The following is a 24,590-nucleotide window of genomic DNA, read 5'->3' on the forward strand; positions in this document are numbered from 1 at the left end:
TCCCCTAATCCCCCTCTTCCGCCCCCAGCCCCAGCGCCCGCTGATAGACCTCCCGCCGCGGCCGCCCAAGCGCGCCCGCCACGACCGTCGCCGCGTCCTTGACGCGCAGGGTGCGCATGGCCTCCCGCAGTGCGGCGTCGACCGCGGCATCGTCGGCGGCCTCGCCCGCCACGGCCCGTCCGACGACCAGAACGATCTCCCCCTTCCGGACCATCCCGCCCAGATCGAGCTCCCCGAGCCGTCCCGTCGTCACCTCCTCGAATCGCTTTGTCAGCTCCCGGCAGACTGCCACGGGGCGGTCCTCTCCCAGCACCTCGGCCATGTCCGCAAGCGCCGCGTCGAGCCGCCGCGGCGATTCGTAGAAGACCAGCGTTGCAGGCACCGACGCCACTTCCGCCAGCGCCGTGCGGCGCGCGGCCGAGGCCGCCGGCAGGAAGCCGCAGAACAGGAACCGGTCCGTCGGCAGGCCCGCGACCGAGAGCGCCGCCAGCAGCGCCGAGGCGCCGGGCACCGCCGTGACCGCCCCGCCCGCCTCCCGTACCTCGGCGGCAAGCCGGAACCCCGGGTCCGCTAGCAGAGGCGTGCCGGCCTCCGAGACATAGGCGACGGCCTGTCCCTCGCGCACTGCCCGCACCAGCCGCGCCCGGTCGCCCGGCGTCGAATGGTCGTGATAGGCGACGCAGGGCCTGCCCCCGGGCGACAGCCCGTGGATCTCCATCAGTCGCCGCGCCGTGCGCGTGTCCTCCGCCGCGATCACGTCCGCCGCCGCCAGCACGTCGAGCGCCCTGAGCGTGATGTCCCGCGCATTCCCGATCGGCGTCGCCACGAGGTAGAGGCCGGCGGCAAGCCGCGCTGGCTCGGAATTCATCCCTAGACCCTCCGGAAGTCGCCGGTATGATGCCCCCGAATGCCCCGGGGCCGGTCCGCCATAGGAACCAGCCGCCGGGGCCCGTCGCAAGAGGGAGTGCCCATCCCATGACCAACCGTCCGGTCCACGGGCCCGCCGCCCGCCTGTTCGCCTTCGCCGCCCTGCTCTGGCTCGGGGCCTGCGGCGCCGTCCAGCTGCCCGGCACCGGCGCGCAGGGCGGACAGCGCATCGACCCGAATGCCCCGGTCCAGGTGGCCCTCCTGGTCCCGGGCAACTCCCCGATCCAGGGCGACGCGATGATCGCGCGGGATCTCGAGAACGCCGCCCGTCTCGCCATCGCGGACCTGCAGGGCGCGCAGATCGACTTGCGGGTCTATCCCACCGGCGCCTCGCCGGCTCAGGCCGCCACCATCGCCCAGCAGGCGGTCGCCGACGGCGCCAGGATCATCCTCGGCCCCCTGCGCGCCGACACCTCGGCCGCGGCCTCCGCCGCCGTGGCCGCGCAGAACGTCAACGTGCTCGCCTTCTCCAACAACTCCGCCATCGCCGGCGGCAACCTCTTCATCCTCGGCCCGACCTTCGAGAACACGGCTGTCCGCCTGTCGCGTTACGCGGCGGCCCAGGGCATCGGCCGGGTCTTCGTCGCCCATGGACAGGACGCCCAGGGTGAGGCCGGACGGGACGCGGTGGCCGAGGCCGCGCAGCGCAGCGGCGTGACCTTCGCAGGCGCGCAGGGCTATCCCGTCACCTCGCAGCAGGCGGTGCTGGAGGCCGGGCCGGCAGTGTCCGCCGCGATCGACGCGGCGGGGGCCGACGGCGTCTTCCTGACCGGCGGCATCAACGCCGACCTTCCGCTGATCTCGAGCGCCCTCCGCGAAAGCGGCACGACGCTGCAGCAGGCCCCGTTCCTTGGCCTGACGCGATGGGACTCGCTGGCCGCGGCCGCCACGCAGACGGCCCTTCAGGGCAGCTATTTCGCCAAGCCCGCAGAGGGGCCGGAGGCCAGTTTCCGCGCCCGTTTCGAGGCGGCCTACGGCAATGCGCCCCATCCGCTGGCCGGCCTCGCCTACGACGGGATCGCGGCAATCGGCGCGCTCGTGGCCCAGGGTGACCCCAACGCGCTGACCGGCGCGTCCCTCACCCAGGCCGCGGGGTTCACGGGCACCAGCGGCATCTTCCGCCTCCGGTCCGACGGCACCAACGAGCGGGGCCTCGCCGTCGCTCAGATCAGAGACAACCAGGTCGTCATCGTTGACCCAGCTCCCTCATCCTTCGGCGGCGCCGGCCTCTGAGGCCGGCCCCGCCCCGGACCGCTCCCCCGACGAAACGCGGCTGATCCTGCCGCAGGAGGCCATCTTCGACCGCGCCCGCATCGCGGAGGAGATCGCGCGTCTCTGGCCTGCGGGGACCGCCCTCTCCGCTGCCCGGCCGCAGATCGTGGCACTACTCTCCGAGGCCCGCCGCAGCGGCATGGAGGCGATCGCCCGCGCCCTGGCCGACAGCCCCCGCGCCTCCGGCCCCGCCCGGCGCAGCTACACTTGGCTCACCGACTGCCTCGTGGAGACCGCCTATCGCCTCGCGACGGACCGGGCGCATCCCGTGCCCAACCCGACGAAGAGCGAGCGCCTCGCCCTCGTCGCCGTCGGCGGCTACGGCCGCGGCGAGATGGCGGCCTATTCCGACGTGGACCTGCTGTTCCTGACACCGTGGAAGATCACGCCTTGGGCCGAGAGCGTCATCGAGTCGATGCTCTACCTGCTCTGGGACCTCAAGCTGAAGGTCGGCCATGCCAGCCGCACGGTGAAGGACTGCCTGCGCCTCGCCCGACAGGACTACACCATCCGCACGAGCCTCGTGGAATGCCGCCCCCTCTTCGGCGACGCGGCCCTGGCGCGCGAGCTGTCGGAGAAGCTCTGGACCGACCTCTTCCGGTCTACCGCGCCCGAGTTCATCGAGGCCAAGCTCGCCGAGCGCGCGGAACGGCACCGCAAGCAGGGCGGCCAGCGCTACATGGTCGAGCCCAACGTGAAGGAGGGCAAGGGCGGGCTCCGCGACCTGCAATCGCTGTTCTGGATCGGCAAGTATCTCTACGGCGTCAGCGACTCGGCCCAGCTTGTGCGCCACGGCCTCTTCACGCGCGAGGAGTTCGACACGTTCGTGCGCGCCGAGGATTTCCTCTGGGCGGTGCGTCTGCACCTCCATGCCATCGCCGGGCGCGCGGTGGACCAGCTCAGCTTCGACATGCAGGTCGAGGTGGCCCGCGCCATGGGCTACACCGACCGCGGCGGCCGCCGGGCGGTGGAATGGTTCATGCAGGACTACTTCCGGCACGCGACTCAGGTGGGCGATCTCACGCGCATCTTCCTGTCGGCCCTCGAGGCTACTCATGTGAAATCCGAGCCGATGCTCACCCGGCTCCTGTCCCGCCCGAAGAAGGCGAAACCGCCCTACGCGATCAAGCAGAACCGCCTGACCGTGGGCGACGACGAGGCGTTCCTCGCCGACAAGCTCAACATGCTGCGCATCTTCGAGGAGGCCGTGCGCACCGGCACCCTGCTGCACCCCGACGCCATGCGCCTCCTGTCGCTCAACCGCCACCTGATCGACGACGGCATGCGCCGCGATCCCGAGGCGGCGCGCATCTTCTTCGACACCCTGCTGAAGCACGCGAACCCCGAACGCGCCCTGCGCCGCATGAACGAGCTCGGCATCCTCTCGGCCTGGATTCCGGAATTCGAGCCGATCGTGGCCCTCATGCAGTTCAACATGTACCACAGCTACACGGTGGACGAGCACACGATCCAGGTGATCTCCAACCTCGCCCGGATCGAACGGGGCGAGCTGGAGGAGGAATTGCCAGTCGCCTCCAAGATCCTCAAGAAGGGCGTGAACCGCAAGGTTCTCTACACGGCGATGCTGCTCCATGACATCGGCAAGGGCCGGGACGAGGACCATTCCGTCGTCGGCGCCCGCATCGCTCGCACCGTCTGTCCGCGGCTGGGGCTGAAGAAGCGCGAATGCGAGACGGTGGAATGGCTCGTGCGCTATCACCTCGTGATGTCCGACATGGCCCAGAAACGCGACATCGCCGACCCCGCCACCGTGCGCGACTTCGCCAAGGCGGTGAAATCCCAGGAGCGGCTCGACCTGCTGACGGTGCTGACCGTCTGCGACATCCGCGGCGTGGGGCCGAACGTCTGGAACAACTGGAAGGCCTCGCTCCTGCGCGCCCTCTACCGCCAGACCCGACGCGCGCTCGAGGACGGGCTCGAGGCGATCAACCGCGAGGAGCGCGGCACCGAGGCCCGCAGGAAACTGCGCGCGGCCCTTGGCGACTGGGACGAGAAGGCCTTGCGCACCGAGACCTCGCGCCACTACCCGCCCTACTGGCAGGGCCTCCATGTCACCGCCCATGTGGATTTCGCCGAACTCCTGCGCGAGGCCGACGCCGACGGGATCCGCCTGAAGCTGACTCCCGACGAGGACCGCGACGCCACCCGCGTCTGCTTCGTCATGCAGGATCATCCCGGCATCTTCAGCCGGATGTGCGGCGCGCTCGCCCTCGTGGGCGCCAACATCAAGGACGCGCGCACCTTCACCACCAAGGACGGATGGGCCACCGCCGCCTTCTGGATCCAGGACGGCGAGGGGGCGCCCTACGAGGCGGCGAAACTGCCGCGCCTGCGCTCGATGATCGAACGCACGATGAACGGCGAGGTGGTCGCCCGCGACGCCTTCCGCGACCGCGACAGGCTCAAGAAGCGCGAACGCGCCTTCACCGTGCCCACCTCCATCACCTTCGACAACGACGGGTCGGAGATCTACACGATCATCGAGGTCGACACCCGCGACCGGCCCGGCCTGCTCTACGATCTGACGCGCACGCTTGCCGCGGCGAATGTCTACATCGCCTCCGCCGTGGTCGCGACCTACGGCGAACAGGTGGTGGACAGCTTCTACGTCAAGGACCTCTTCGGCCTGAAATTCCACGCCGAGAACCGCCAGAAGGCCCTCGAACGCCGCCTGCGCGAGGCCATCGCCCGCGGCGCGGAACGCGCCGCCGAATGAAGCATCTTCTGGAAGATGCTGGGGCCGAACGATCTTCTAGAAGATCGTTGCCGCGAAACCTTGAGAAAGCATGAAACCGATCCGCCTCATGGCCGGGTTCTTCACCGTCGGCCTCTGGACACTGCTCAGCCGGGTCTTCGGCTTCGCACGCGACATCCTGATCGCGGGCATCCTCGGAACCGGCGCGGTGGCCGAGGCCTTCTTCGTCGCCTTCGCGCTCCCGAACATGTTCCGCCGCTTCTTCGCCGAGGGCGCCTTCAACATGGCCTTCGTGCCGATGTTCTCGAAGAAGCTCGAGCGGGGCGAGGATGCGGCAGGCTTCGCCTCCGACGCCTTCGCGGGCCTCGCCACCGTCCTGATCGCCCTGACCACCCTCGCCCTGGTCTTCATGCCGTGGCTGGTGCTCGCCATGGCGGCGGGCTTCGCCGGGGACGAACGCCTGCCGATCGCCACCGCCATGGGCCGCATCGTCTTTCCCTACATCCTCTTCATCTCGCTCGCGGCGCTCCTCTCTGGGGTGCTCAACGCCACCGGCCGCTTCGCCGCCGCCGCAGCCGCGCCCGTGCTGCTCAACGTCATCCTCGTCGCCGCGCTGCTGCTGGCCGACCGCGCCGATCTCGGCAGCCTCGCGATCTCCCGGCCCGAGGGCGCGGCGCTCGACACGCTGCAGCACGGCACCCTGCTCTCCATCGGCGTTCTCGTCGCCGGCGTGGCCCAGCTCGCACTGCTCTGGATCGCCGCCCACCGTGCGGGCTTCACGATCCGCCTGCGCCGCCCCCGCCTCACACCCGAGCTGAAGCGGCTGGCGATCATCGCCGCCCCCGCCGCCCTCGCCGGCGGCGTGGTGCAGGTCAACCTCCTCGTGGGCCGCCAGGTCGCCAGCTTCTTCGACGGCGCCATCGCCTGGCTGGCGCTGGCGGACCGGCTCTACCAGCTGCCCCTCGGGGTGGTGGGCATCGCCGTGGGCATCGTGCTCCTGCCCGATCTCTCCCGCCGCCTCGCGGCCGGAGACGACGCGGGCGGGCGCGACGCCTTCAACCGCGCTTGCGAGATCTCGCTCGCGCTCACCGTCCCGGCAGCCGTGGCCCTGGTGGCGATCCCCGGCCCCCTCGTCTCGGTCCTTTTCGAGCGCGGCGCCTTCGGGGCGGAGGATACCGCCGCCACTGCGCTCGCCGTCGCCATCTACGGCGCCGGCCTGCCCGCCTTCGTGCTTCAGAAGGCGCTGCAACCGGTGTTCTTCGCCCGCTCGGACACCCGCACGCCGTTCCGGGCCGCGCTCTGGGCGATGCTCGTCAACGTGGGCCTCGCCATCGGCCTCGCGCCGCTCATCGGCTTCTCCGCCGCCGCCTGGGGCACGACGCTCGCGGGCTGGGCCATGGTGGCCATCCTCGCCCGGCGCGCCCGCTCCCTCGGCGATGCCGCGAAACCGGACGCGCGGCTGAAACGCCGCCTGCCGCGCATCCTCCTCGCCTCCGCGATCATGGGTGCCGTGCTCTTCGCCGTCCATCTGCTGACCGCGCCTGCCTATCAGCCCGGCGGCCCGCGCGGCCTCGCCCTCGCCGGCCTCGTTCTTCTCGGGATCGCGGTCTATTTCACCGCTGCGCAGATGCTGGGCGCGCTCAGGCTCTCCGAACTGCGGGGCGCCCTGCGCCGCCGGCCTAGCGCGCCCTGATCCGCCGCATCAGCGCGGCCCAGCCCCCCGGCGCCAGAAGTGGCGTCAGCACGAAGCCCGTCGCGAAACCGGCAAGATCCGCGATCCACGACAGGTCCGCCCCGAAGAGCGCGGCGAAGACCAGCTGGATCGCCACCAGCACGCCAATGAGCCGGAACGCCGCGAGTTGCCGCTCCCCCGCCCGGCCCAGCGCCACGAAGACGAGCGCCGTGTAGGCCCCGATCAGCCCGTAGGCCGCCGGGTAGGATCCATAGAGCGGAACGTTCTGCTGCACCGCGACACCGAAGACGAGCGCCCCCGTCACCGTCGACATCCCCACGACGACCGTAAGCCCGAGGCCGTCCAGCACCTCGCCCGCGAACTTGCCCATCGCCAGTAGGATGACGATGCCGAAGGCCGCGTGGCCGAGCGACCCGTGCACGAAGATGTAGCTGACGAACCGCATCAGGACCTCGGGCGCCAGCACCCCCCGCTCGAACACCAGCTCCACGACCCTCGGCGCGAAGGCGAACCGCTCCACCGCCTCGAGCCGCCAGCCGATCCCCTGGGGCCCGCCCAGGAACCCCGACTGCGCGAGGCCCAGCACCGCCTCCGCGGCGACCATGGCCAGCGCCAGCACCAGGATCACCGGCGGCAGCGGATTGAACGGCGACTGATCCTGCACGGCCCTGCCCTTCGCTTGACGCGTCCCGGCGCCGTGGGTAAGCGACCCCGGCCCCGAAGACCAGTCCGGACCCCGATGGAGCGCCGCCCATGACCCCCGCCGATGACGCGCCCAGGCCCCTCGCCGGGGCCGCGACCCGCTTCACCCCCCGCGTCTTCTCGGGGATCAAGCCGTCGGGCGGCCTGACCCTCGGCAACTACCTCGGCGCGATCAAGCGCTTCGTCGAGACCCAGAACGCCGGGACCGACAGCGTCTTCTGCGTCGTCGACCTGCACGCCATCACCGTCTGGCAGGACCCGGACGAACTCGCCCGCGCCACGCGCGAGGTGGCGGCGGGCTACCTCGCCTCCGGGATCGACCCCGAACGCGCGATCCTCTTCAACCAGAGCCAGGTCCACGAACACGCGGAACTCGGCTGGATCTTCAACTGCGTCGCCCGGGTGGGCTGGATGAACCGCATGACGCAGTTCAAGGAAAAGGCCGGCAAGAACGCCGAGAAACAGTCGCTGGGCCTCTATGCCTATCCCTCCCTCATGGCCGCCGACATCCTGCTCTACCTCGCCACTCACGTCCCCGTGGGCGAGGACCAGAAGCAGCATGTCGAACTCACCCGCGACATCGCCGCGAAGTTCAACCACGACTACGGCGTCGACCACTTCCCCCTGACCGAGCCCGTCATCGAGGGCCCCGCCACCCGGGTGATGAACCTGCGCGACGGCTCGAGGAAGATGTCGAAATCCGGCGAGTCGGACATGGAACGCATCAACATGACCGACGATGCCGACACGATCTCGAAGAAGTTCCGCAAGGCGCGAACCGATCCCGCCCCCCTGCCCGAGACGCTCGAGGGGCTCGCGGAGCGGCCCGAGGCGCGCAACCTCGTCGGCATCTACGCCGCCCTCTCGGACAGCACCGCCGAGCAGGTGATCGCCGACCATGCGGGCGCCGGCTGGGGCGCCTTCAAGCCCGCCCTCGCCGATCTCGCGGTGGAGAAACTCGCCCCCATCGCCGCCGAAATGCGTCGCATGATGGACGACCCCGCCGAGATCGACCGCATCCTCGCCCGCGGCGCCGACCGCGCCCGCGAGATCGCGGCGCCCGTGCTGACGCGGACCTATGAGATCGTGGGACTGGTTGGCCGCGGCCGTTGACAATTGTTGCGCGGCAGTGCACATATCTACCCCCAATCGCCGCAAGTTGTGCGAAGCTGTCCTCCCTGCTATCTGCTCCGGTAGAACAGGAGAGCAGCCATGCCCCAAAGCAAGGACCATACCGCCCCAGCCGGCGCCCGCCTCGGCCATGTCCACCTGAAGGTCGCCGATCTCGACCGCGCCATCGCCTTCTATTCCGGCGTTCTGGGTTTCGCCGTGACCCAGCGCTACGGCTCCCGGGCGGCCTTCCTCGCCGCGGGCGACTACCACCACCATATCGGCCTCAACACCTGGGAGAGCGCGGGCGGCACGCCGCCGCCCCCCGGTCATACCGGCCTCTACCACTCCGCGTTCCTCTACCCGACGCGCAGGGATCTCGGCGCGGCCATCAGGGCGGTGCTCGAGGCGGGCATCCCCCTCGACGGCGCGGCCGACCATGGCGTGAGCGAGGCCGTCTACCTGCGCGATCCCGACGGCAACGGCGTGGAACTCTACGCCGACAAGCCGCCCGAGGACTGGCCGCGCGACGCCGGGGGCAATCTCGCCATGGTCAACGACCGCCTCGACGTCGCCGCCCTCGTCGCGCTCGCAGACTGACCGTCGTCACCCTCCTGTAACCTCCACCTGCCATGCTCCCGTCGTCCGGGCCGCTCCCGATGCGGACCGACGCCGACGGGACGCGTCCCGTCCACATCCCACCGGCGGTTGACGCCCGGGCTTTCCCCGCCCGGGCGTCCTCACCGCTGGACCTTGCCCTCCCCCGCCACTAGCCTCCGCCGGCGCAGCGATCGGAGGAACACATGGCCACGGGCACCAACATCCGCACATGGTTCGAGGGCCGCTGGCACGACGGCGACGCCATGATCATGCGCGCCGCCGACCACGGCGCGTGGCTCGGCTCCTCGGTCTTCGACGGCGCGCGCTATGCCCGCGGCCTCTGCCCCGATCTCGAGGCCCATTGCGCCCGCGTGAACCGCTCCGCCGAGGCGCTGATGCTGACCCCCCACATCCCCACCGCCCGCATGGTCGAGATCGTCCGCGAAGGCCTCGCCCTCTATCCCCCGGACACACCTCTCTACATCCGCCCGATGTACTGGGGCATCGCCTGCGGCATGTCCGCCATCGTCCCCGGCGAGGGGGAACCCGGCTTCGCCGTCTGCCTCGAGGAACTGCCCATGGCCCCGGAGGATGCCTCCGTCGCCGTGACCACCACCCGCTTCCGCCGTCCCGTGCTCGAAAGCGCGGTGGTCAACGCCAAGGCAGGCTGCCTTTACCCCAACAACGCCCGGATGCTGGCCGAGGCCCGCTCCCGCGGCTTCCAGAACGCGCTGGTCACCGACGCCATGGGCAACCTCGCCGAAAGCGCAACCGCCAACGTCTTCCTCGTGAAGGACGGCGAGGTCTTCACCCCCATCCCCAACGGCACCTTCCTCGCCGGCATCACCCGCGCCCGCCACATCTCCAATCTCAAGGCAGACGGTATCGCGGTCCACGAAACCGTCCTGACCATGGACGACGCCCGCGACGCCGACGAGATCTTCCTGTCGGGCAACATGAACAAGGTCACCCCGGTGACCCGCTTCGACGACCGCCACTACCAGGTCGGCCCGGTGACGAAACGCGCCCGCGCGCTCTACTGGGACTGGGCCGCCGGCGCGGGCTGAGCAGACCCGGCCGCTTCTGCGATTCCCTGCTCCTTTCGCCGCTGCACGGCGGGACCATGGCCCCTCGGCCGTGAACATGAGGTGAATCGCGACAGGTCGCCTTCAGCCCAGCGCGGCCAGAACCTGCCCGGCCACGTCTTCCCCGGACAACCGGGCGCCGGCGCAGGTCTGCTTCAGCGGTCCGGCCAGATGCTCGCCCGCGAAAAAGACACGGTCGCCGACGGACCGGCCGGCACGCTCCCGCGCCGCCGCCTTGCCCGGGCGGGCCACCGCATAGGCCCCGCGAACCCAGCGGTCCGAGGACCAGTCCGTCATCCGCCCTCCCGACACATGCCGGCGCATGTCACTGCCGAAGATCTCCGCAAGCCGGTTCGTGGCGAAATCCACCGCCGCGGCCTCGCCCGCCGCTTCCAACTCCCAGGCGAAATCGCCGCCGACGAAGCCGACCATCAGGTCCATGTCGAACGGAAAGGACAGAAAGAAGATGTCGTGCCGCGCATGGCGTTCGATCAGCAGGTCATCGAACGGGCTCAGGCCCAGCCGCGTGCCCGAAATCTGCAGCGGGATCTTGGTCAACAGTCCCATCGGCAGGTCGAACAGCGCCTCGACCTGGTCCTCCGGCAGGGTCGGGGTGAACCGGATCTCGTCAAAGGCCAGCACGGCGGGCGAAGCGGTGCAGATGCAGGCCCGCGCGCGCAGCCAGCCCCAGTCGCCCGACACCTCGACCCCGCTGCCCGACCAGTCGACCCGCCGCACCGCATGGTTCAGCCGCACCGGCAGATCCCCAGCCCAATGTGCGACAAGCGCCCCGAAGCCCTGCTTCGTGAAGTAGTTGGGTTCGAGATCTGCCGCCGCCCTGTAGTCCTCGACGGAGATCTCGTCGTCGTCCTTGCCGAAATCCATGGGCCCCGAGAAGGTCGAATGGGCCCTCAGGCAGTGGCAATCCGCGATCAGCGAAGACAGCCGGTCGTCAGGCCCGTCATGGGCCTCGAGGCAGGCCTCGAGCGCCGCCTCGGCCTCCCGGAGCCGCTCCATCTCGTCGGGGGTCGCCTTGCGCGCCCCGAAGTAGAGATGATCGAGCGCCATGTCGTGATGATAAAGCTCCCACCCTGCGGCCTGTGCCTCCGGGAAGAAAGGATTGCGATCCGCCGCGTGCAGCCAGGCGCAGCCGATGTCGAAGGGCATCCCGAACCAGTCCGAACTGGTCCAGGCGCGGCCGCCGATGCGGGCGCCGGCCTCGAGGACCACGACGCTCTTCCCGGCGGCCATCAGCTGCCCGGCGGCGCCGATGCCGGCCGCCCCCGCTCCGATGATCGCGACATCGAACTCGGCCATGGCACCCCTCGCTTCCGGATATTTTCCGTTACGTTAAGTACGATCCCACGACCGGTAAAGCGGTTTTGCCGACCCTCGGCGCGGTCTTGTCTCCGCACCGACCGGATCGGATCGGGCGTGCGGGCGACCTCCCCGTTTCCTCGCCTCTGTCAGGCCGATTGCCCCCGTCGCCGTCACCACCACCCGCTTCCGCAACTGACAAACATACCGACCCTATGGTATTTTCTGGAATGCCAGGAACGACGCAGACAGGGCGCGGGACAGCCTGACCCATCTGCGGCGTTACCCGGAACTTCTGCTCAAACTGCGAGGGAGACATCAGATGTCTGAAAAACTGTCAGTGACCACATGCCTGTGGTTCGAGAACAAGGGCATCGAAGCCGCACGCTTCTATGTCTCTCTCATCCCCGATAGCCGTCTGCTGACCGACGCAGCCGTTGGCGACAGCCCCATGATCGTGGATTTCGAGCTGGCCGGGTCGCCTTACCGCATCCTCAATGGCGGTCCGCACTACAAGCTCAACCCCGCCTGTTCGATCGCCGTCACGACGCCGGGTCAGGCCGAAACCGACCGTATCTGGGATGCGCTCGTCGACGATGGCGGCGAAGCAGGTCGCTGCGGCTGGCTGATCGACCGGTGGGGCGTGTCCTGGCAAGTGGTCCCCGCTGAGCTTGCAACCATGCTCGGCGCGTCGGATCGCGAAGCCGCTGCCCGCGCTCAGGAGGCCATGATGGGCATGAGCAGGATCGACATCGAAAAGATGCAGGCTGCATTCGAAGCAGGGTGATTTCTTCTGGCCGAAAGAAGCGGTTATCCGACGAAACGCGCCGCGTGCTCGTGTCGTCCGCACACCGGACGTCCGCCCAAGCCGCCACGACCGACCGCTCCCCGCTTCCCCGCCCCTCGACACCGCCCCTCGCCCCCGCCACACTCTCCCGGCAGGGAGGTGCCCCATGCGCAAGTTCCTCGTCGTCCTCGACGACAGCCGCGAATGCCTGAATGCCATGCGCTTCGCCGCCATGCGCGCGTCGAAATCGGGCGGCGGCGTGACCGTGCTCTCGGTGATCCCGCCCGAGGAGTTCAACCACTGGGTCGGCGTCGGAGAGATCATGCGCGCCGAGGCCCGCGAGCGGATCGAGGTCCATTTCGAGGTCTTCGCCAAGTGGATGCGCGACCGGCAGGGCATCGACCCGGAACTGGTGATCCGCGAGGGCGAGCCCGTGCCCGAGATCCTCGCCCAGGTGCAGGACGACCCCGAGATCGGCATCCTCGTCCTCGGCGCCGCCTCCGACAAGAAGGGCCCCGGCCCCCTCGTCACGCAGCTCTCGCGCCAGGCCGGCAGCCTGCCGGTGCCCATAACCATCGTCCCCGGCGACATCTCCCGCGAGCGGCTCGAGGCGATCACCTGACCCGCCCCGGGTTTAGAATCATTCCAAGCAATCTTGATTTCTTCGGTCGGATATCGCATATCTGCCCATGACAGCGGAGAGGCGCCCATGTTCATCCAGACCGAATCGACCCCGAACCCCGCGACCCTGAAATTCCTGCCCGGCCAGACCGTGCTGGAGACGGGAACCGCCGATTTCGGCTCGCCCGAGGCTGCCGACAGCTCTCCCCTCGCCCGCCGCATCTTCGGCGTGACCGGCGTGACCGGCGTGTTCTTCGGCAACGACTTCGTTACCGTGACCAAGGACGACGCCTCCGACTGGGACCACCTGAAGCCCGGCGTCCTCGGCGCGATCATGGAGCACTACCAGTCCGGCGCCCCGGTGATCGAGGGCGCGCAGGGGCCCTCCGGCCATGCCGAGCATTCCGGCGAGGACGCGGAGATCGTGGGCCAGATCAAGGAACTGCTCGACACCCGCGTGCGCCCCGCCGTCGCCCAGGACGGCGGCGACATCACCTTCCACGGCTTCGACCGCGGCATCGTCTACCTGCACATGCAGGGCGCCTGCGCCGGCTGCCCCTCCTCGACGCTCACCCTGAAGATGGGCATCGAGAACCTGCTGCGCCACTACATCCCCGAGGTGGTGGAGGTGCGGCCGGTCGCCGCCTGATCCGGCACCGACCCCATGAACGCCGGTCTCACGCTCGTTTTCGACACGTCGGGTCCCTGGATCGCGGCCGGCCTCGCCTCGAACGGCAGGCTCCTGCACGCCGCCACGGAGACCATGGCCCGCGGACAGGCCGAACGCCTGATCCCGCTCCTCGAGGAACTGCTGACAGCGACCGGCACCCGATGGGCCGAGCTCACGGCCATCGGCGTCGGCACCGGCCCCGGCAATTTCACCGGAACACGCATCGCCGTGGCCACCGCCCGCGGCCTCTCCCTCGCCCTCGGGATCCCCGCGCACCCGATCACCGCCTTCGAGATGGCCCTCGCACCACCGACCTCCCTTGTTCTCCTCGAGGCCCCCCGCGGCCGCGCCTATGCCCAGCGCTTCGCCGATGGCCGCGCCGCGGGTCCGCCCGAGGTCGTCGATCCCGCCACGCTCGGCCCCGACGCGCCTCCCGTCCGAGCCGCCGCCCCGCCCTCGCCCGCCGCGATGGCCCGCCTGCTGCACGCCCGCCTCTCCGCGGGCGCGGCCCCTGACCGGCCCGCGCCGCTCTACATCCGTCCCGCAGATGCAGCACCCCCTTCCGACCCGCCCCCGGTGATCCTGCCATGAGCGAGACCGCCTGTCAGGGCGGACGAGCCGCGCGCCTCGCCGCCCTCCACGCCGCCGCCACAGACAGCCCCTGGACCGAGGCCGACTTCGCCGACCTTCTGAACACCCCCGGCCTTCTTCTGCTCGAAGAGGACGCGGCCTTTCTCGCCGCCCGCACCGCCGCCGACGAGGCCGAGATCCTGATGCTCGCCACCCATCCCTCGGCGCGCCGCCGCGGCCGCGCCCGCGCGCTCCTGCACCGCTTCCACGCCGAGGCGCGCACCCTCGGCGCCGCCCGCGCCTTTCTCGAGGTGGCCGCGGACAACCACCCGGCGGCGGCCCTCTACGCGGCCCAGGGCTACCGCGAGATCGGCCGCCGCCGCGCCTATTACCGTCGCCCGGCGGGTCCCGCGGTGGACGCCATCTGCCTCGCCCGCGGCCTCTGACGCAGCGGCAAACGGTCAAACCCGCGGCATTCGCCCGCGCCATGGGCGACAGCGGCCAGAAACCTATTGACCCTCCAGCGTCACAGCGGCCTTAATCGCCGTCAGGCTGCGGACAACCGCAGAGGGACAAGGGCCGCAGGCCCGTCCGCCACTGACCGAAAGGGGAGACCACCATGACCATCCTGCACCGCCTGATGGGCGCCACTGCCGCCCTCGCGCTCGGCGCCGGCGCCGCGCTCGCCGACCCCGCCCTGATCTTCGATCTCGGCGGCAAGTTCGACAAGTCGTTCAACGAATCGGCCCATACCGGCGCGCAGCGCTGGGCCGAGGAAACCGGCGGCGAATACAACGAGGTGGAGCTCCAGTCCGACGCCCAGCGCGAGCAGGCCCTGCGCCGCTTCGCCGAGAACGGCAACAACCCGATCGTGATGGCCGGCTTCTCCTTCGCCACGCCGCTGGCCGAGGTCGCCGCCGACTATCCCGACACCACCTTCGTCATCATCGACGGCGTGGTCGAGGCCGACAACGTCCGCTCGGTGATCTTCTCCGAGCACGAAGGCTCCTACCTCGTCGGCATGCTCGCCGCGATGGCCTCCGAGACCGGGACCGTCGGCTTCATCGGCGGCATGGACATCCCGCTGATCCGCAAGTTCGGCTGCGGCTACGCCCAGGGTGTCAAGGCCGTGAACCCCGACGCCACCGTGATCGCCAACATGACGGGCACCACGCCCGCCGCCTGGAACGACCCCGTACGCGGCTCCGAGCTGACCCTGGCGCAGATCGGTCAGGGCGCCGACGTGGTCTATGCTGCCGCCGGTGGCACCGGCGTGGGCGTGCTGCAGACCGCGGCCGACCAGGACATCCTGTCCATCGGCGTGGACGCCAACCAGAACTACCTGCACCCCGGTCAGGTCCTGACCTCCATGCTGAAGCGGGTGGACGTCGCGGTCTACAACGCCTTCTCCGCCGGCGCAGAAGAGATCGAGACGGGCATCCACGTCCTCGGCGTGGGAGAGGACGGCGTGGGCTACGCGCTTGACGAGTTCAACGCGGATCTCATCACCGACGAGATGCGCGTGAGCGTGGACGAGGCCGCCGACGCCATCGCGAACGGCGAGCTCCTGATCCACGACTACACGTCGGACGAAAGCTGCCCGGCCGTCGACTTCTGACCGGGCCGGCCGTCCGGCCGGCATCGCGGGCCGCGCCGCATCCCGGCGCGGCCCGTTCGTCCTTGAACGAGAGCCCGAAACTGGAAACGCCGCGATATCATGAAGCGTCTCACGGAAGCCGGCCTGACGTTCGAGGAGGGGAGCAACCACACGATCGTTCTGCGAGACGGCAAGCGCGTATCCGTGATATCGCGGCAGCGTGAAATTGCCGAAAGCATCGTTCGCCAGATCGAGAAACAGACCGGCGTGACCCTGAAAGGAGGGACGGCCCGATGATCGTCTATCCTGCGATACTTTTCCCGCCCGACACGGCGGGTTTGAGCGGATGCCTCGTTCCCGACCTCGCCGTGAACGCGAGCGGGGCCTCTCCCGACGAGGCGCTCCGGGACGCAGCGGCCATCGTGAACGCGTTCCTCGCCACGCTGGCGGACCGGGGCGAGCCCTTTCCGGAGGCCACGCCCGCCGAGGATGTCGATCTCGACGGCGGGACCCTCGTGATGCTGGGCACCCCGCTGCCCACGCTTGCCGCCTGAGCCCGCCATGACCCCGACCCCCGCCATCGAACTGAAGGGCATCTCCAAGGCCTTCGGCCCCGTGCAGGCCAACAAGGACATCTCCATCGCCGTGATGCCCGGAACGATCCACGGCATCATCGGCGAGAACGGCGCGGGCAAATCCACGCTCATGTCGATCCTCTACGGCTTCTACAAGGCCGACAAGGGCGAGATCTTCATCAACGGCAAGAAGACCGAGATCCCCGACAGCCAGGCCGCCATCGCCGCCGGCATCGGCATGGTCTTCCAGCATTTCAAGCTGGTGCAGAACTTCACCGTGCTCGAGAACGTGGTGCTCGGGGCCGAGGACTCGGGCCTCTTGCGCCCCTCCCTCGCCCGCGCCCGCCGCGAGCTCGAGGCGCTGGCCCGCGAATACGAGCTCTCCGTCGATCCCGACGCGCTGATCCAGGACATCGGCGTCGGCATGCAGCAGCGCGTGGAAATCCTGAAGGCGCTCTACCGCGGCGCCGACATCCTGATCCTCGACGAGCCCACGGGCGTGCTGACCCCCGCCGAGGCCGACCACCTCTTCCGCATCCTCGAGGGACTGAAGCGCGAGGGAAAGACCATCGTGCTGATCACCCACAAGCTGCGCGAGATCATGGAGATCACCGACACCGTCTCCGTCATGCGTCGCGGCGAGATGACCGCCACCGTCGCCACTGCCGACACCGACCCGTCGCAGCTCGCCGAGCTCATGGTCGGCCGCAAGGTCCTGCTTCAGGTCGAGAAGACCCCCGCCCAGCCCCGCGAGACGATCCTCGAGGTCGAGAACCTCAACGTCACCGACGACAAGGGCGTGCACCGGGTCAAGGACGTGTCCTTCTCGATCAGGGCCGGAGAGATCCTCGGCATCGCCGGCGTCGCCGGCAACGGCCAGTCCGAATTGCTGGAAGTCCTCGGCGGCTACGAACGCGGCACCGGCCATGTCCGCATCCGGGGCCAGGAGATCGACCTCACCGGCGCGAAATCCGACGGCCAGTCCCGCCGCCGCCGCGGCATCTCCCACGTCCCCGAGGACCGCCAGCGCGAAGGCCTCATCATGAACTTCCACGCCTGGGAGAACGTGGCCTTCGGCTACCACCACGACCCGGCCTACCAGAAGAACGCGCTCTTCATGAACAACGCCGCGATCCGCGAGGACACCGAGGCCAAGATGCGCCGCTTCGACGTCCGCCCGCCGAACCCGCAGCTTACCGCCAAGAGCTTCTCCGGCGGCAACCAGCAGAAGATCGTCCTCGCCCGCGAGATCGAGCGCAATCCCGACCTCCTGCTCGTCGGCCAGCCCACCCGCGGCGTCGACATCGGCGCCATCGAGTTCATCCACCAGCAGATCGTCGCCCTCCGGGACGCCGGCAAGGCGATCCTGCTCGTCTCCGTGGAACTCGACGAGATCATGGGCCTCGCCGACCGCATCGCCGTGATGTTCGACGGCCGCATCATGGGCGAGCGCCTGCCCTCGGAAACCAACGAGCGCGAGCTCGGCCTCCTGATGGCCGGCATCACCGACACCACGACCCCCCACGGCCACAGGGAGGTGGAGGCCAACCTCGCCGAGCGCCACGGAGAGGTCCGATGACGCGCCCCGGGCGAGTTCGCCCGTCAGGGCGGATGAACGGCCCCGCAACCCGGAGACCGACATGACCGACCGCATGCCCGCCTGGGCCGACGCGATCCTGGTGCCGCTGATCTCGCTCATCCTCGCGGCGATCTTCTCGGCCATCGTCATCGCCGCCATCGGCGAGAACCCCCTCGAGGCGCTCGAGCTGATGATCGAGGGCGCGCTGGGCTCCACCTACGGCTGGGGCTACACGCTCTATTACGCCACCAACTTCATGTTCACCGGCCTCGCGGTGGCCATCGCCTTCCATGCCCGCATGTTCAACATCGGCGGCGAGGGGCAGGTTCTCGTCGGCGGCCTCGGCGTGGCGATCATCCTGCTCTACCTGCCGCTGCCGCACTGGACCGTGGCGCTGGTGGCCGCCATGCTCATGGCCGCGGCCTTCGGCGCCGCCTGGGCCGCGATTCCGGCCTACCTGCAGGCAAAGCGCGGCAGCCACATCGTGATCACCACGATCATGTTCAACTTCATCGCCGCGGCCCTCCTGAACTGGGCCCTCGTCGGTCCGCTGAAGGCGCCGGGACAGGAGCCCGCGACCCCGCGCTTCGCCGACTCCACGCACCTGCCCACCCTGCATGACGTCTTCTCCGTGATCGGCATTGACTGGTCCTCCGCGGCCCCGGCCAACGTGACGCTCTTCGTCGCCGTCGCCGCCTGCATCGGGCTCTGGGCGCTGATCTGGCGCACCCGCCTCGGCTACGAGATCCGCGCCTTCGGCTCGTCCGAGCCCGCGGCGAGATACGCGGGCATCAACCCCACCCGGATCATCATGGTCTCCATGCTGATCTCCGGCGGCCTCGCGGGATGCATGGCGATCAACAACGTCCAGGGCGAAGCCGAACGCCTCGTCCTGAACGCGGCCGAAGGCGCCGGCTTCATCGGCATCGCGGTGGCGCTCATGGGGCGCAGCCACCCCTTCGGCGTCTTCCTCGCCGCGCTTCTCTTCGGCTTTCTCTACCAGGGCGGGGCGGAGCTGGCGCTCTGGATGAACATCCAGCGAGAGCTCATCGTGGTGATCCAGGCCCTCGTGATCCTCTTCACCGGGGCGCTCGACAACATGATCCGGATGCCGCTCGAGCGCATCTTCCTCACCTTCCGCCGCCGCCCCGACGTGCCCAAGCCCGACCGCAAATCCACCAGCGCGGAGGCCGCCGAGTAATGGATTTCCTGACCACGCTCCAGGTGCTCGACAGCTCGCTCCGACAGGCAACGCCGCTCCTGATCGCCTGTCTCGCCGGGCTCTTCTCCGAACGGGCGGGCATCTTCGACATCGGCCTCGAGGGCAAGATGCTGGTCGCCGCCTTCCTGTCGGCCGCCGTCGCCGCCGTCACCGGATCGGTCTGGCTCGGCCTGCTGGCGGGCATCGGCGCCAGCCTCGTCTTCTCCGCGATCCACGGCCTTGCCTCGATCACCTTCCGCGGCAACCAGCTCATCTCCGGCGTCGCCCTCAACTTCCTCGCGGCCGGCCTCACCGTGGTCATCGCCCAAAGCTGGTTCGCCCAGGGCGGCCGCACGCCGCAACTCATGGCTGGCGGCCGGTTCGAGCCGATCATCCTGCCCGGGGCGCTCACCTCCTCCTCCGACATCGCCCAGGCCGGCCCGCTGATGCAGCTCTATTCCGAGCTGATCTCCGGCCACGGCCTGCCGGTCTACGTCGCCCTCGCCCTCGTGCCCCTCACCTGGTGGGCGCTCTTCCGCACCCGCTTCGGCCTGCGCCTGCGCGCGGTCGGAGAGGCGCCCGAGGCGGTCGATACCGCCGGCATCTCCGTCGTCGGCCTGCGCTTCGCCGCGGTGGTCATCGCGGGCGTGCTCTGCGGCATCGCCGGGGCCTATCTCGCCACCGGCCTGCAGGCGGGCTTCACCAAGGACATGACCGCGGGCCGCGGCTACATCGCCCTCGCGGCCCTCATCTTCGCGAAATGGCGCCCCTGGTACGCGCTCGGCGCCTGCCTGCTCTTCGGCTTCCTTCAGGCCGTGGCGATCCGCTTCCAGAACATCGACCTCGGCGTGGTCGAGGTCCCGGTGCAGGTCATGGACGCCCTCCCCTACATCCTCACTGTCGTCATTCTCGCGGGCTTCGTCGGCCGCGCCATCCCGCCGCGCGCGGGCGGAGAACCCTATGTCAAGGAGCGCTGACCTCGGCCGCCTGATCCGCGACCGCGCGGGGGCGGAGCCGCCCAGCATCGCCCTGATCCTCGGATCGGGCCTCGGCCACCTGACCGCCGCCGTCGACGGCGTGACGATCCCCTATGCCGATCTCGAGGGCTTCCCCGGCGGTCACGTCTCCGGCCACACGAAGGCCCTCGTGATCGGCGATCTCGAGGGCGTGCGGGTGGCCGTCCTCGGCGGGCGGGCCCATTACTACGAGGAAGGCCGCGCCGACGCCATGCGCCTGCCGCTCGAGGTGATGTGCGCCCTCGGCTGCGAGACTCTCCTCGCCACCAATGCCGCGGGCTCCCTCGATCCCGGGATGGTCACCGGCTCGATCATGTGCCTGACGGACCACATCAACTTCTCCGGCCTCAACCCCCTGATCGGAGAGGCGACGGATTCGCGCTTCGTACCCATGAAGGACGCCTACGACCCCGCCCTCCGCGCCCATCTCGCCGGGGCCGCGGCAGACACGGGCACCGGGATGCACCAGGGCATCTACGCCTGGTATTCCGGCCCCTCCTTCGAGACCCCGGCCGAGATCCGCGCGATCCGGATGCTGGGCGCCGATGCCGTGGGCATGTCCACGGTGCCCGAGATCATCCTCGGCCGCTTCCTCGGCCTGCGCTGCGCCGCCATCTCCACCATCACCAACATGGCCGCCGGTCTCTCGGACGAGCCGATCAGCCACGAGCACACCAAGGAAATGGCCCCCCTCGGCGCCGCCAAGCTCGAGACCGTCCTGCGCGCCGCCCTCCCCCGCATCGCCGCGGGCGAGGCCTGCCCGCCCAGCCCCGATCCGTAGGGTGGGTTTCCAACCCACCCCTCACCAGATCCGTAGGGTGGGTTTCCAACCCACCCCCCTCTGTCGGGGTCTGTACAGAGTGGATGGTGTGGAAGGGACCCCATCCCACCCGCCGCGCCCGCCCGTAAGGCACAGCGCCCGCCCCCTCCGGTCCGCCCCCCACACCAGCCCGCTCCCTCTCCCCCGGGTGCCCCCTCCGCCACGGGTCCCCTCCTCCCGCATTTTTCTGGCCGGCAATATCCCGGGGGCGCCCGAAGCTCCGGGCTTCGGGCGGAGGGGGCAGCGCCCCCTCCTGCCCGGCCCCGCCAAAGGCGGGACCGGGCGCTAGGCTGCGCGCCGAAGGCGCCCCTTCAGATCACCACCTGCACGAAAGACCGAAAATCCGGCAAACGCACCGTCCCGCGAAGCGGTGTTCGAGATCCCGGAGCGATTCCAGACAGATACCACCCCGTCCACGCGTGGACGCCCGCGGCGCGCCTCGACATCCGTCCCGCCCGGCTCTCCCCCGTTGCACGCCCCGCCGCGCCGGGGCACCCTCGGAACCATGCAGATCTACCTGCCCATCGCCGAGGTCTCGGTCAACGCGCTCCTCCTCCTCGGGATCGGCGGTCTCGTCGGCATCCTGTCGGGCCTCTTCGGCGTCGGCGGCGGCTTCCTGATCACCCCGCTCCTCTTCTTCGTCGGCATTCCCCCCGCCGTCGCCGTGGCCACCTCCGCGAACCAGATCGTCGCCGCCTCCGTCTCGGCCGTGATCGCCCATTTCCGGCGCCGCAACGTCGACCTCCGGATGGGCTCGGTCCTGCTCGCGGGCGGCCTGATCGGCTCCTCGCTCGGCGTCTGGCTCTTCGCCCGCCTGCGCGAGCTGGGCCAGATCGACCTCTTCGTGAACCTCTGCTACGTCCTCTTCCTCGGCACCGTGGGCGGGCTGATGTTCGCCGAATCCCTCCGCGCCCTCCGCCGCAGCCGCGATCCCTCCCGCCGCCCCGCCCCCCGCCGCCGCCACGGCCTCGCCCACCGACTTCCGCTGAAGCTCCGCTTCCGCGTCTCCGGCCTCTACATCTCCGTCATCCCGCCGCTCCTGATCGGCGCCGCCGTTGGCGTCCTCGCGGCGGTGATGGGCGTGGGCGGCGGCTTTCTCATGGTTCCCGCGATGATCTACCTTCTGCACATGCCGACCAAGGTCGTCGTGGGCACCTCGCTCTTCCAGATCGTCTTCCTGACCGCGTACACCACGCTCCTCCACGCCACGGCGAACAAGACCGTGGACATGATGCTGGCCGTCATCCTGATCCTCGGCGGCGTCGTCGGCGCCCAGGTCGGCACCCGCCTGTCCGGCCGGATGCGCGCCGAACAGCTCCGCATCCTGCTGGCCCTTCTCGTCCTCGCCGTCTGCGCCACGCTCGCCCTCGGCCTCGTGCTCCCGCCCGCCGAACCCTTCGCGCTCGACACGCCGGGGGTCGGATGATCCGCGCGGCCCTCCTTCTCGTCCTGCTGCTCGCCGCCCTGCCCACCCGGGCCGAGGAGGTGGTCCTCGGCCTCTCGCGTGACGACGTCTCCATTACCGCGACCTTCGAGGGGTCCGACATCCTCATCTTCGGCGCCGTGAAGCGCGAAGCGCCGCCGCCCGATACCGCGGGTCTCGAGGTGGTCGTCACCGTCGAGGGCCCTCGCGAGCCGCTCACCGTCCGCCGCAAGGACCGCGTCTTCGGCATCTGGATGAACGTGGAGGCGATGTCCGTAGACCTCGCACCCAGCTTCTACGCCGTGGCGACCAGCGCGCCCCTGCGGGATGCGCTGACGTGGACCGAGGATCTGCGCCAGCGCATCAGCGTGACGCACGCCATCCGGACCGTGGGCGAGACCGAGGGCATCTCCGACCCCGAGGGTTTCCGCGAGGCCCTCGTCCGCATCCGCTCCGTTGCCGGTTCCTATCAGCTGCTCGAAGGCGGGGTGGAGCTATCCGAGGACACGCTCTTCTCGACGTCGATCTCCCTGCCCGCGAACCTGACCGAAGGCCCCTATGCCGTTCGCGTCTTCCTGACCCGGAACGGCCAGACGGTGGACATCCATGAAGGCGTCATCACGGTCCGCAAGGTCGGGCTGGAGCGCCTGATCTACGAGACGGCGCAGAACCAGCCCCTGCTCTACGGCCTGCTGTCCCTGCTCATCGCGATCACCGCCGGCTGGGCCGCCTCGGCGGCCTTCCGCGCGCTGCAGTAGTCGGGCCTCACTCCTCTTCCGCCGTCAGCGCGAGGGGCGCCGCCGTCACGGTCAGGTCCCCGGTCGTCAGTGGCAGGCTCGGGCGCGCCAGCCGGTTCCGCACGACCCAGCGCAGCTCTCGCTCGGCCCGGGTGACGGCGACATAGGCCAGCCGTTTCCACAGGGGCTGGCCCGCCTCCACCCGGCCCATCTGCGCCGCGGCGTAGATATCGGGCGCAAAGACCTGCACCGTGTCCCACTGGCTGCCCTGCGCCTTGTGGATGGTCACCGCGGCGCCATGGAGGAAGGTCGCGCCCATGGTGGCGGCGAAGGGGATGAACGGCTCCTCCTCGCCTTCCTTCTCGATCTTCACGATCGAAGCCGCCGAAAGCCGCGGCTCCAGTGCGCCCATGACGTGCAGGCGGCTGAAGCCGGGTCGCTTGCCGGGTCCCAGGTAGATCACCTGCGCGCCCTTGATCAGCCCCCGCGCCTCGAGATCCAGCCGCTTCTTGCGGTGCTTCAGCGGAAGTTCGATCCCGTCGCAGATCAGAGGCTCGCCCTCCAGAAGCTCGTCCACCGGCGCGCCGTAAGCCGCGCGGAAGGCGTGGATCAGCCGGATCCGCGTCTTGTTGCGCCAGACCAGAACCGGAGAGCGCGCCATCAGGTCGGCCTCCACGCGCTCGGCCATCACGACGCGCGGATCCTTCGCTGCGGCTTCCCCGACCAGCCGCTCGAAGCGATGGAAATCCACCTCGGGATCGGCGAGGGCATGGGCAAGATCGAGGATCGGATTGTCTGCCTCCTGCCGGTGGATGCGGTGCAGCACCAGCCGCCGCTTCTCCGGCAGTTCGTCGAAGACCATGCCGCCACCGGTAGATTGCACGGGGGGCAGCTGCGCCGGATCGCCGAACAGCAGCAGCGTCGGAAAGAGCTCCTTGAGGTCCTCGAACTGTTTGGCATCCAGCATCGAGCTTTCATCGACGAAGCCGATGTCGAGCGGCTCCTCCCGCCGTTTCCAGCCGGTGATGAAGTCCGATCCCCTCAGCCCCGCCGCCGCCAGCGCCGCAGGCACCGAGCCATGGGTCTGGAACGCGGCATAGGCCCGGTCGAGCGCCGCCTCGCCCATGGCCTCGGTCTCCGGGCGGTCACCCTGGCCCGCGAGCCATTCGGCGATCTTCTCGAACTCGGGATCGTAGACCGGGGTGTAGATGATCCGGTGGATCGTCGTCGCGGGCACGCCGCGGTTGCGCAGCACGCTCGCCGCCTTGTTGGTGGGCGCGAGGATCGCCAGCGTCCGCCGGTCCTTGCGCTTCCGCCCCTCCCAGTCTCCCGAGACGACATCGACGCCCAATTCCCGCAATTGCCGGTAGAGCGCGGCCAGCAACATGGTCTTGCCCGACCCGGCCTTGCCGATCACGGCGAGCACACTCTCCTGACCCTCGGCAGGCGGCATCAGCGTGTCGTTGGCGAGATCGACACCCGAGGCCGTCAGCGCTTCGGCTATGGTATCCCACGCCTGGGCCTGATCGTCGGAGAAGGTGAGGGCGGGCACGGACATGGGCCGGACCCTAC

The 24,590-nt window shown here is 69.7% G+C and carries 24 protein-coding genes; 20 read left to right on the forward strand and 4 right to left on the reverse strand.

Annotation, left to right across the window (positions count from 1 at the left end; all coding sequences use genetic code 11):
- Nucleotides 1–4: 4 nt before the first annotated feature.
- Nucleotides 5–868: a 16S rRNA (cytidine(1402)-2'-O)-methyltransferase gene (gene rsmI / locus EAT49_RS11355; RefSeq protein ID WP_123642444.1), complete on the reverse strand. Its 864-nt coding sequence runs from the start codon at nt 866–868 to the stop codon at nt 5–7.
- A gap of 107 nt (nt 869–975) precedes the next feature.
- Here rsmI and EAT49_RS11360 point away from each other — a divergent pair, with 107 nt between their 5' ends.
- The 3 genes from EAT49_RS11360 (at nt 976) to murJ (ending at nt 6,608) form a co-directional block, all read left to right on the forward strand.
- Complete coding sequence (locus tag EAT49_RS11360; protein WP_123642445.1) at nt 976–2,160, forward strand: penicillin-binding protein activator; 1,185 nt, start codon at nt 976–978, stop codon at nt 2,158–2,160.
- Nucleotides 2,120–4,936: a [protein-PII] uridylyltransferase gene (locus EAT49_RS11365; RefSeq protein ID WP_123642446.1), complete on the forward strand. Its 2,817-nt coding sequence runs from the start codon at nt 2,120–2,122 to the stop codon at nt 4,934–4,936. The genes EAT49_RS11360 and EAT49_RS11365 overlap by 41 nt, the downstream gene beginning before the upstream one ends.
- Nucleotides 4,937–5,006: 70 nt before the next feature.
- Nucleotides 5,007–6,608, forward strand: coding sequence for a murein biosynthesis integral membrane protein MurJ (murJ, locus tag EAT49_RS11370; protein WP_123642447.1), 1,602 nt, complete (start codon nt 5,007–5,009; stop codon nt 6,606–6,608).
- Here the strand turns inward: murJ and EAT49_RS11375 are convergent.
- Entirely contained in the window at nt 6,595–7,272 is a 678-nt protein-coding gene (locus EAT49_RS11375; RefSeq protein ID WP_246003833.1) for a rhomboid family intramembrane serine protease, read from the reverse strand. The two genes, murJ and EAT49_RS11375, sit on opposite strands and share 14 nt — an antisense overlap.
- A gap of 89 nt (nt 7,273–7,361) precedes the next feature.
- Here EAT49_RS11375 and trpS point away from each other — a divergent pair, with 89 nt between their 5' ends.
- The 3 genes from trpS (at nt 7,362) to EAT49_RS11390 (ending at nt 10,087) form a co-directional block, all read left to right on the forward strand.
- Nucleotides 7,362–8,423 carry a tryptophan--tRNA ligase gene (gene trpS / locus EAT49_RS11380; RefSeq protein ID WP_123642448.1) on the forward strand — a complete coding sequence of 354 codons (1,062 nt, stop codon included), beginning with the start codon at nt 7,362–7,364 and terminating at the stop codon, nt 8,421–8,423.
- Between the two features lie 99 nt (nt 8,424–8,522).
- Nucleotides 8,523–9,020, forward strand: coding sequence for a VOC family protein (locus EAT49_RS11385; RefSeq protein ID WP_123642449.1), 498 nt, complete (start codon nt 8,523–8,525; stop codon nt 9,018–9,020).
- A 203-nt stretch (nt 9,021–9,223) separates the two neighbouring features.
- Nucleotides 9,224–10,087 carry a branched-chain amino acid aminotransferase gene (locus EAT49_RS11390; RefSeq protein WP_123642450.1) on the forward strand — a complete coding sequence of 288 codons (864 nt, stop codon included), beginning with the start codon at nt 9,224–9,226 and terminating at the stop codon, nt 10,085–10,087.
- A 102-nt stretch (nt 10,088–10,189) separates the two neighbouring features.
- On the opposite strand, the gene EAT49_RS11395 is transcribed toward EAT49_RS11390, so the two are convergent.
- Nucleotides 10,190–11,422, reverse strand: a complete 1,233-nt coding sequence (locus tag EAT49_RS11395) for a flavin monoamine oxidase family protein (protein ID WP_123642451.1) — start codon at nt 11,420–11,422, stop codon at nt 10,190–10,192.
- 322 nt (nt 11,423–11,744) lie between these two features.
- Here EAT49_RS11395 and EAT49_RS11400 point away from each other — a divergent pair, with 322 nt between their 5' ends.
- The 14 genes from EAT49_RS11400 to EAT49_RS11460 all read left to right on the forward strand — a co-directional run bounded on the left by EAT49_RS11400 (nt 11,745) and on the right by EAT49_RS11460 (nt 23,039).
- On the forward strand, nt 11,745–12,209 hold the full coding sequence (locus EAT49_RS11400) for a VOC family protein (protein ID WP_123642452.1): 465 nt from the start codon (nt 11,745–11,747) through the stop codon (nt 12,207–12,209).
- A gap of 166 nt (nt 12,210–12,375) precedes the next feature.
- A complete protein-coding gene (locus EAT49_RS11405) occupies nt 12,376–12,831 on the forward strand; it encodes a universal stress protein (RefSeq protein WP_123642453.1) in 456 nt (151 codons plus the stop codon).
- 87 nt (nt 12,832–12,918) lie between these two features.
- Nucleotides 12,919–13,479 (forward strand): NifU family protein, encoded by a 561-nt coding sequence (locus EAT49_RS11410; protein ID WP_123642454.1) that lies wholly within the window; start codon nt 12,919–12,921, stop codon nt 13,477–13,479.
- A gap of 15 nt (nt 13,480–13,494) precedes the next feature.
- Nucleotides 13,495–14,091: a tRNA (adenosine(37)-N6)-threonylcarbamoyltransferase complex dimerization subunit type 1 TsaB gene (gene tsaB, locus EAT49_RS11415; RefSeq protein ID WP_123642455.1), complete on the forward strand. Its 597-nt coding sequence runs from the start codon at nt 13,495–13,497 to the stop codon at nt 14,089–14,091.
- Nucleotides 14,088–14,516 carry a GNAT family N-acetyltransferase gene (locus EAT49_RS11420; protein WP_123642456.1) on the forward strand — a complete coding sequence of 143 codons (429 nt, stop codon included), beginning with the start codon at nt 14,088–14,090 and terminating at the stop codon, nt 14,514–14,516. The genes tsaB and EAT49_RS11420 overlap by 4 nt, the downstream gene beginning before the upstream one ends.
- Nucleotides 14,517–14,689: 173 nt before the next feature.
- Complete coding sequence (locus EAT49_RS11425; protein ID WP_123642457.1) at nt 14,690–15,688, forward strand: BMP family lipoprotein; 999 nt, start codon at nt 14,690–14,692, stop codon at nt 15,686–15,688.
- 99 nt (nt 15,689–15,787) lie between these two features.
- Nucleotides 15,788–15,964: a hypothetical protein gene (locus EAT49_RS21135; RefSeq protein WP_185020732.1), complete on the forward strand. Its 177-nt coding sequence runs from the start codon at nt 15,788–15,790 to the stop codon at nt 15,962–15,964.
- The gene (locus EAT49_RS11430) at nt 15,961–16,221 is read left to right on the forward strand and encodes a type II toxin-antitoxin system HicB family antitoxin (RefSeq protein WP_123642458.1); all 261 of its coding nucleotides are present in this window, start codon (nt 15,961–15,963) and stop codon (nt 16,219–16,221) included. Before EAT49_RS21135 ends, EAT49_RS11430 begins: the two co-directional genes overlap by 4 nt.
- Nucleotides 16,222–16,228: 7 nt before the next feature.
- Complete coding sequence (locus EAT49_RS11435; RefSeq protein ID WP_123642459.1) at nt 16,229–17,821, forward strand: ABC transporter ATP-binding protein; 1,593 nt, start codon at nt 16,229–16,231, stop codon at nt 17,819–17,821.
- 61 nt (nt 17,822–17,882) lie between these two features.
- Nucleotides 17,883–19,022 carry an ABC transporter permease gene (locus EAT49_RS11440; RefSeq protein WP_123642460.1) on the forward strand — a complete coding sequence of 380 codons (1,140 nt, stop codon included), beginning with the start codon at nt 17,883–17,885 and terminating at the stop codon, nt 19,020–19,022.
- Nucleotides 19,022–19,999, forward strand: a complete 978-nt coding sequence (locus tag EAT49_RS11445) for an ABC transporter permease (protein ID WP_123642461.1) — start codon at nt 19,022–19,024, stop codon at nt 19,997–19,999. Before EAT49_RS11440 ends, EAT49_RS11445 begins: the two co-directional genes overlap by 1 nt.
- Nucleotides 19,983–20,819 (forward strand): purine-nucleoside phosphorylase, encoded by an 837-nt coding sequence (locus tag EAT49_RS11450; protein ID WP_123642462.1) that lies wholly within the window; start codon nt 19,983–19,985, stop codon nt 20,817–20,819. Before EAT49_RS11445 ends, EAT49_RS11450 begins: the two co-directional genes overlap by 17 nt.
- Nucleotides 20,820–21,363: 544 nt before the next feature.
- A complete protein-coding gene (locus EAT49_RS11455) occupies nt 21,364–22,284 on the forward strand; it encodes a sulfite exporter TauE/SafE family protein (RefSeq protein WP_123642463.1) in 921 nt (306 codons plus the stop codon).
- Nucleotides 22,281–23,039 carry a TIGR02186 family protein gene (locus EAT49_RS11460; RefSeq protein WP_123642464.1) on the forward strand — a complete coding sequence of 253 codons (759 nt, stop codon included), beginning with the start codon at nt 22,281–22,283 and terminating at the stop codon, nt 23,037–23,039. The genes EAT49_RS11455 and EAT49_RS11460 overlap by 4 nt, the downstream gene beginning before the upstream one ends.
- 7 nt (nt 23,040–23,046) lie before the next feature.
- Here the strand turns inward: EAT49_RS11460 and EAT49_RS11465 are convergent, their stop codons facing one another.
- Nucleotides 23,047–24,576, reverse strand: a complete 1,530-nt coding sequence (locus tag EAT49_RS11465; protein WP_123642465.1) for an ATP-dependent DNA helicase — start codon at nt 24,574–24,576, stop codon at nt 23,047–23,049.
- Between the last annotated feature and the right edge of the window lie 14 nt (nt 24,577–24,590).

The sequence above is a fragment of the Histidinibacterium lentulum genome (assembly GCF_003789055.1).
GTDB lineage: Bacteria > Pseudomonadota > Alphaproteobacteria > Rhodobacterales > Rhodobacteraceae > Oceanicola > Oceanicola lentulus.

Excerpts from the sequence above, each read along its gene's own strand:
- rsmI (WP_123642444.1), bottom strand. The coding sequence starts at position 868 with ATGAATTCCGAGCCAGCGCGGCTTGCCGCCGGCCTCTACCTCGTGGCG.
- EAT49_RS11360 (WP_123642445.1), top strand. The coding sequence starts at position 976 with ATGACCAACCGTCCGGTCCACGGGCCCGCCGCCCGCCTGTTCGCCTTC.
- murJ (WP_123642447.1), top strand. The coding sequence starts at position 5,007 with ATGAAACCGATCCGCCTCATGGCCGGGTTCTTCACCGTCGGCCTCTGG.
- trpS (WP_123642448.1), top strand. The coding sequence starts at position 7,362 with ATGACCCCCGCCGATGACGCGCCCAGGCCCCTCGCCGGGGCCGCGACC.
- EAT49_RS11385 (WP_123642449.1), top strand. The coding sequence starts at position 8,523 with ATGCCCCAAAGCAAGGACCATACCGCCCCAGCCGGCGCCCGCCTCGGC.
- EAT49_RS11390 (WP_123642450.1), top strand. The coding sequence starts at position 9,224 with ATGGCCACGGGCACCAACATCCGCACATGGTTCGAGGGCCGCTGGCAC.
- EAT49_RS11395 (WP_123642451.1), bottom strand. The coding sequence starts at position 11,422 with ATGGCCGAGTTCGATGTCGCGATCATCGGAGCGGGGGCGGCCGGCATC.
- EAT49_RS11400 (WP_123642452.1), top strand. The coding sequence starts at position 11,745 with ATGTCTGAAAAACTGTCAGTGACCACATGCCTGTGGTTCGAGAACAAG.
- EAT49_RS11405 (WP_123642453.1), top strand. The coding sequence starts at position 12,376 with ATGCGCAAGTTCCTCGTCGTCCTCGACGACAGCCGCGAATGCCTGAAT.
- EAT49_RS11410 (WP_123642454.1), top strand. The coding sequence starts at position 12,919 with ATGTTCATCCAGACCGAATCGACCCCGAACCCCGCGACCCTGAAATTC.
- tsaB (WP_123642455.1), top strand. The coding sequence starts at position 13,495 with ATGAACGCCGGTCTCACGCTCGTTTTCGACACGTCGGGTCCCTGGATC.
- EAT49_RS11420 (WP_123642456.1), top strand. The coding sequence starts at position 14,088 with ATGAGCGAGACCGCCTGTCAGGGCGGACGAGCCGCGCGCCTCGCCGCC.
- EAT49_RS11425 (WP_123642457.1), top strand. The coding sequence starts at position 14,690 with ATGACCATCCTGCACCGCCTGATGGGCGCCACTGCCGCCCTCGCGCTC.
- EAT49_RS21135 (WP_185020732.1), top strand. The coding sequence starts at position 15,788 with ATGAAGCGTCTCACGGAAGCCGGCCTGACGTTCGAGGAGGGGAGCAAC.
- EAT49_RS11430 (WP_123642458.1), top strand. The coding sequence starts at position 15,961 with ATGATCGTCTATCCTGCGATACTTTTCCCGCCCGACACGGCGGGTTTG.
- EAT49_RS11435 (WP_123642459.1), top strand. The coding sequence starts at position 16,229 with ATGACCCCGACCCCCGCCATCGAACTGAAGGGCATCTCCAAGGCCTTC.
- EAT49_RS11440 (WP_123642460.1), top strand. The coding sequence starts at position 17,883 with ATGACCGACCGCATGCCCGCCTGGGCCGACGCGATCCTGGTGCCGCTG.
- EAT49_RS11445 (WP_123642461.1), top strand. The coding sequence starts at position 19,022 with ATGGATTTCCTGACCACGCTCCAGGTGCTCGACAGCTCGCTCCGACAG.
- EAT49_RS11450 (WP_123642462.1), top strand. The coding sequence starts at position 19,983 with ATGTCAAGGAGCGCTGACCTCGGCCGCCTGATCCGCGACCGCGCGGGG.
- EAT49_RS11455 (WP_123642463.1), top strand. The coding sequence starts at position 21,364 with ATGCAGATCTACCTGCCCATCGCCGAGGTCTCGGTCAACGCGCTCCTC.
- EAT49_RS11460 (WP_123642464.1), top strand. The coding sequence starts at position 22,281 with ATGATCCGCGCGGCCCTCCTTCTCGTCCTGCTGCTCGCCGCCCTGCCC.
- EAT49_RS11465 (WP_123642465.1), bottom strand. The coding sequence starts at position 24,576 with ATGTCCGTGCCCGCCCTCACCTTCTCCGACGATCAGGCCCAGGCGTGG.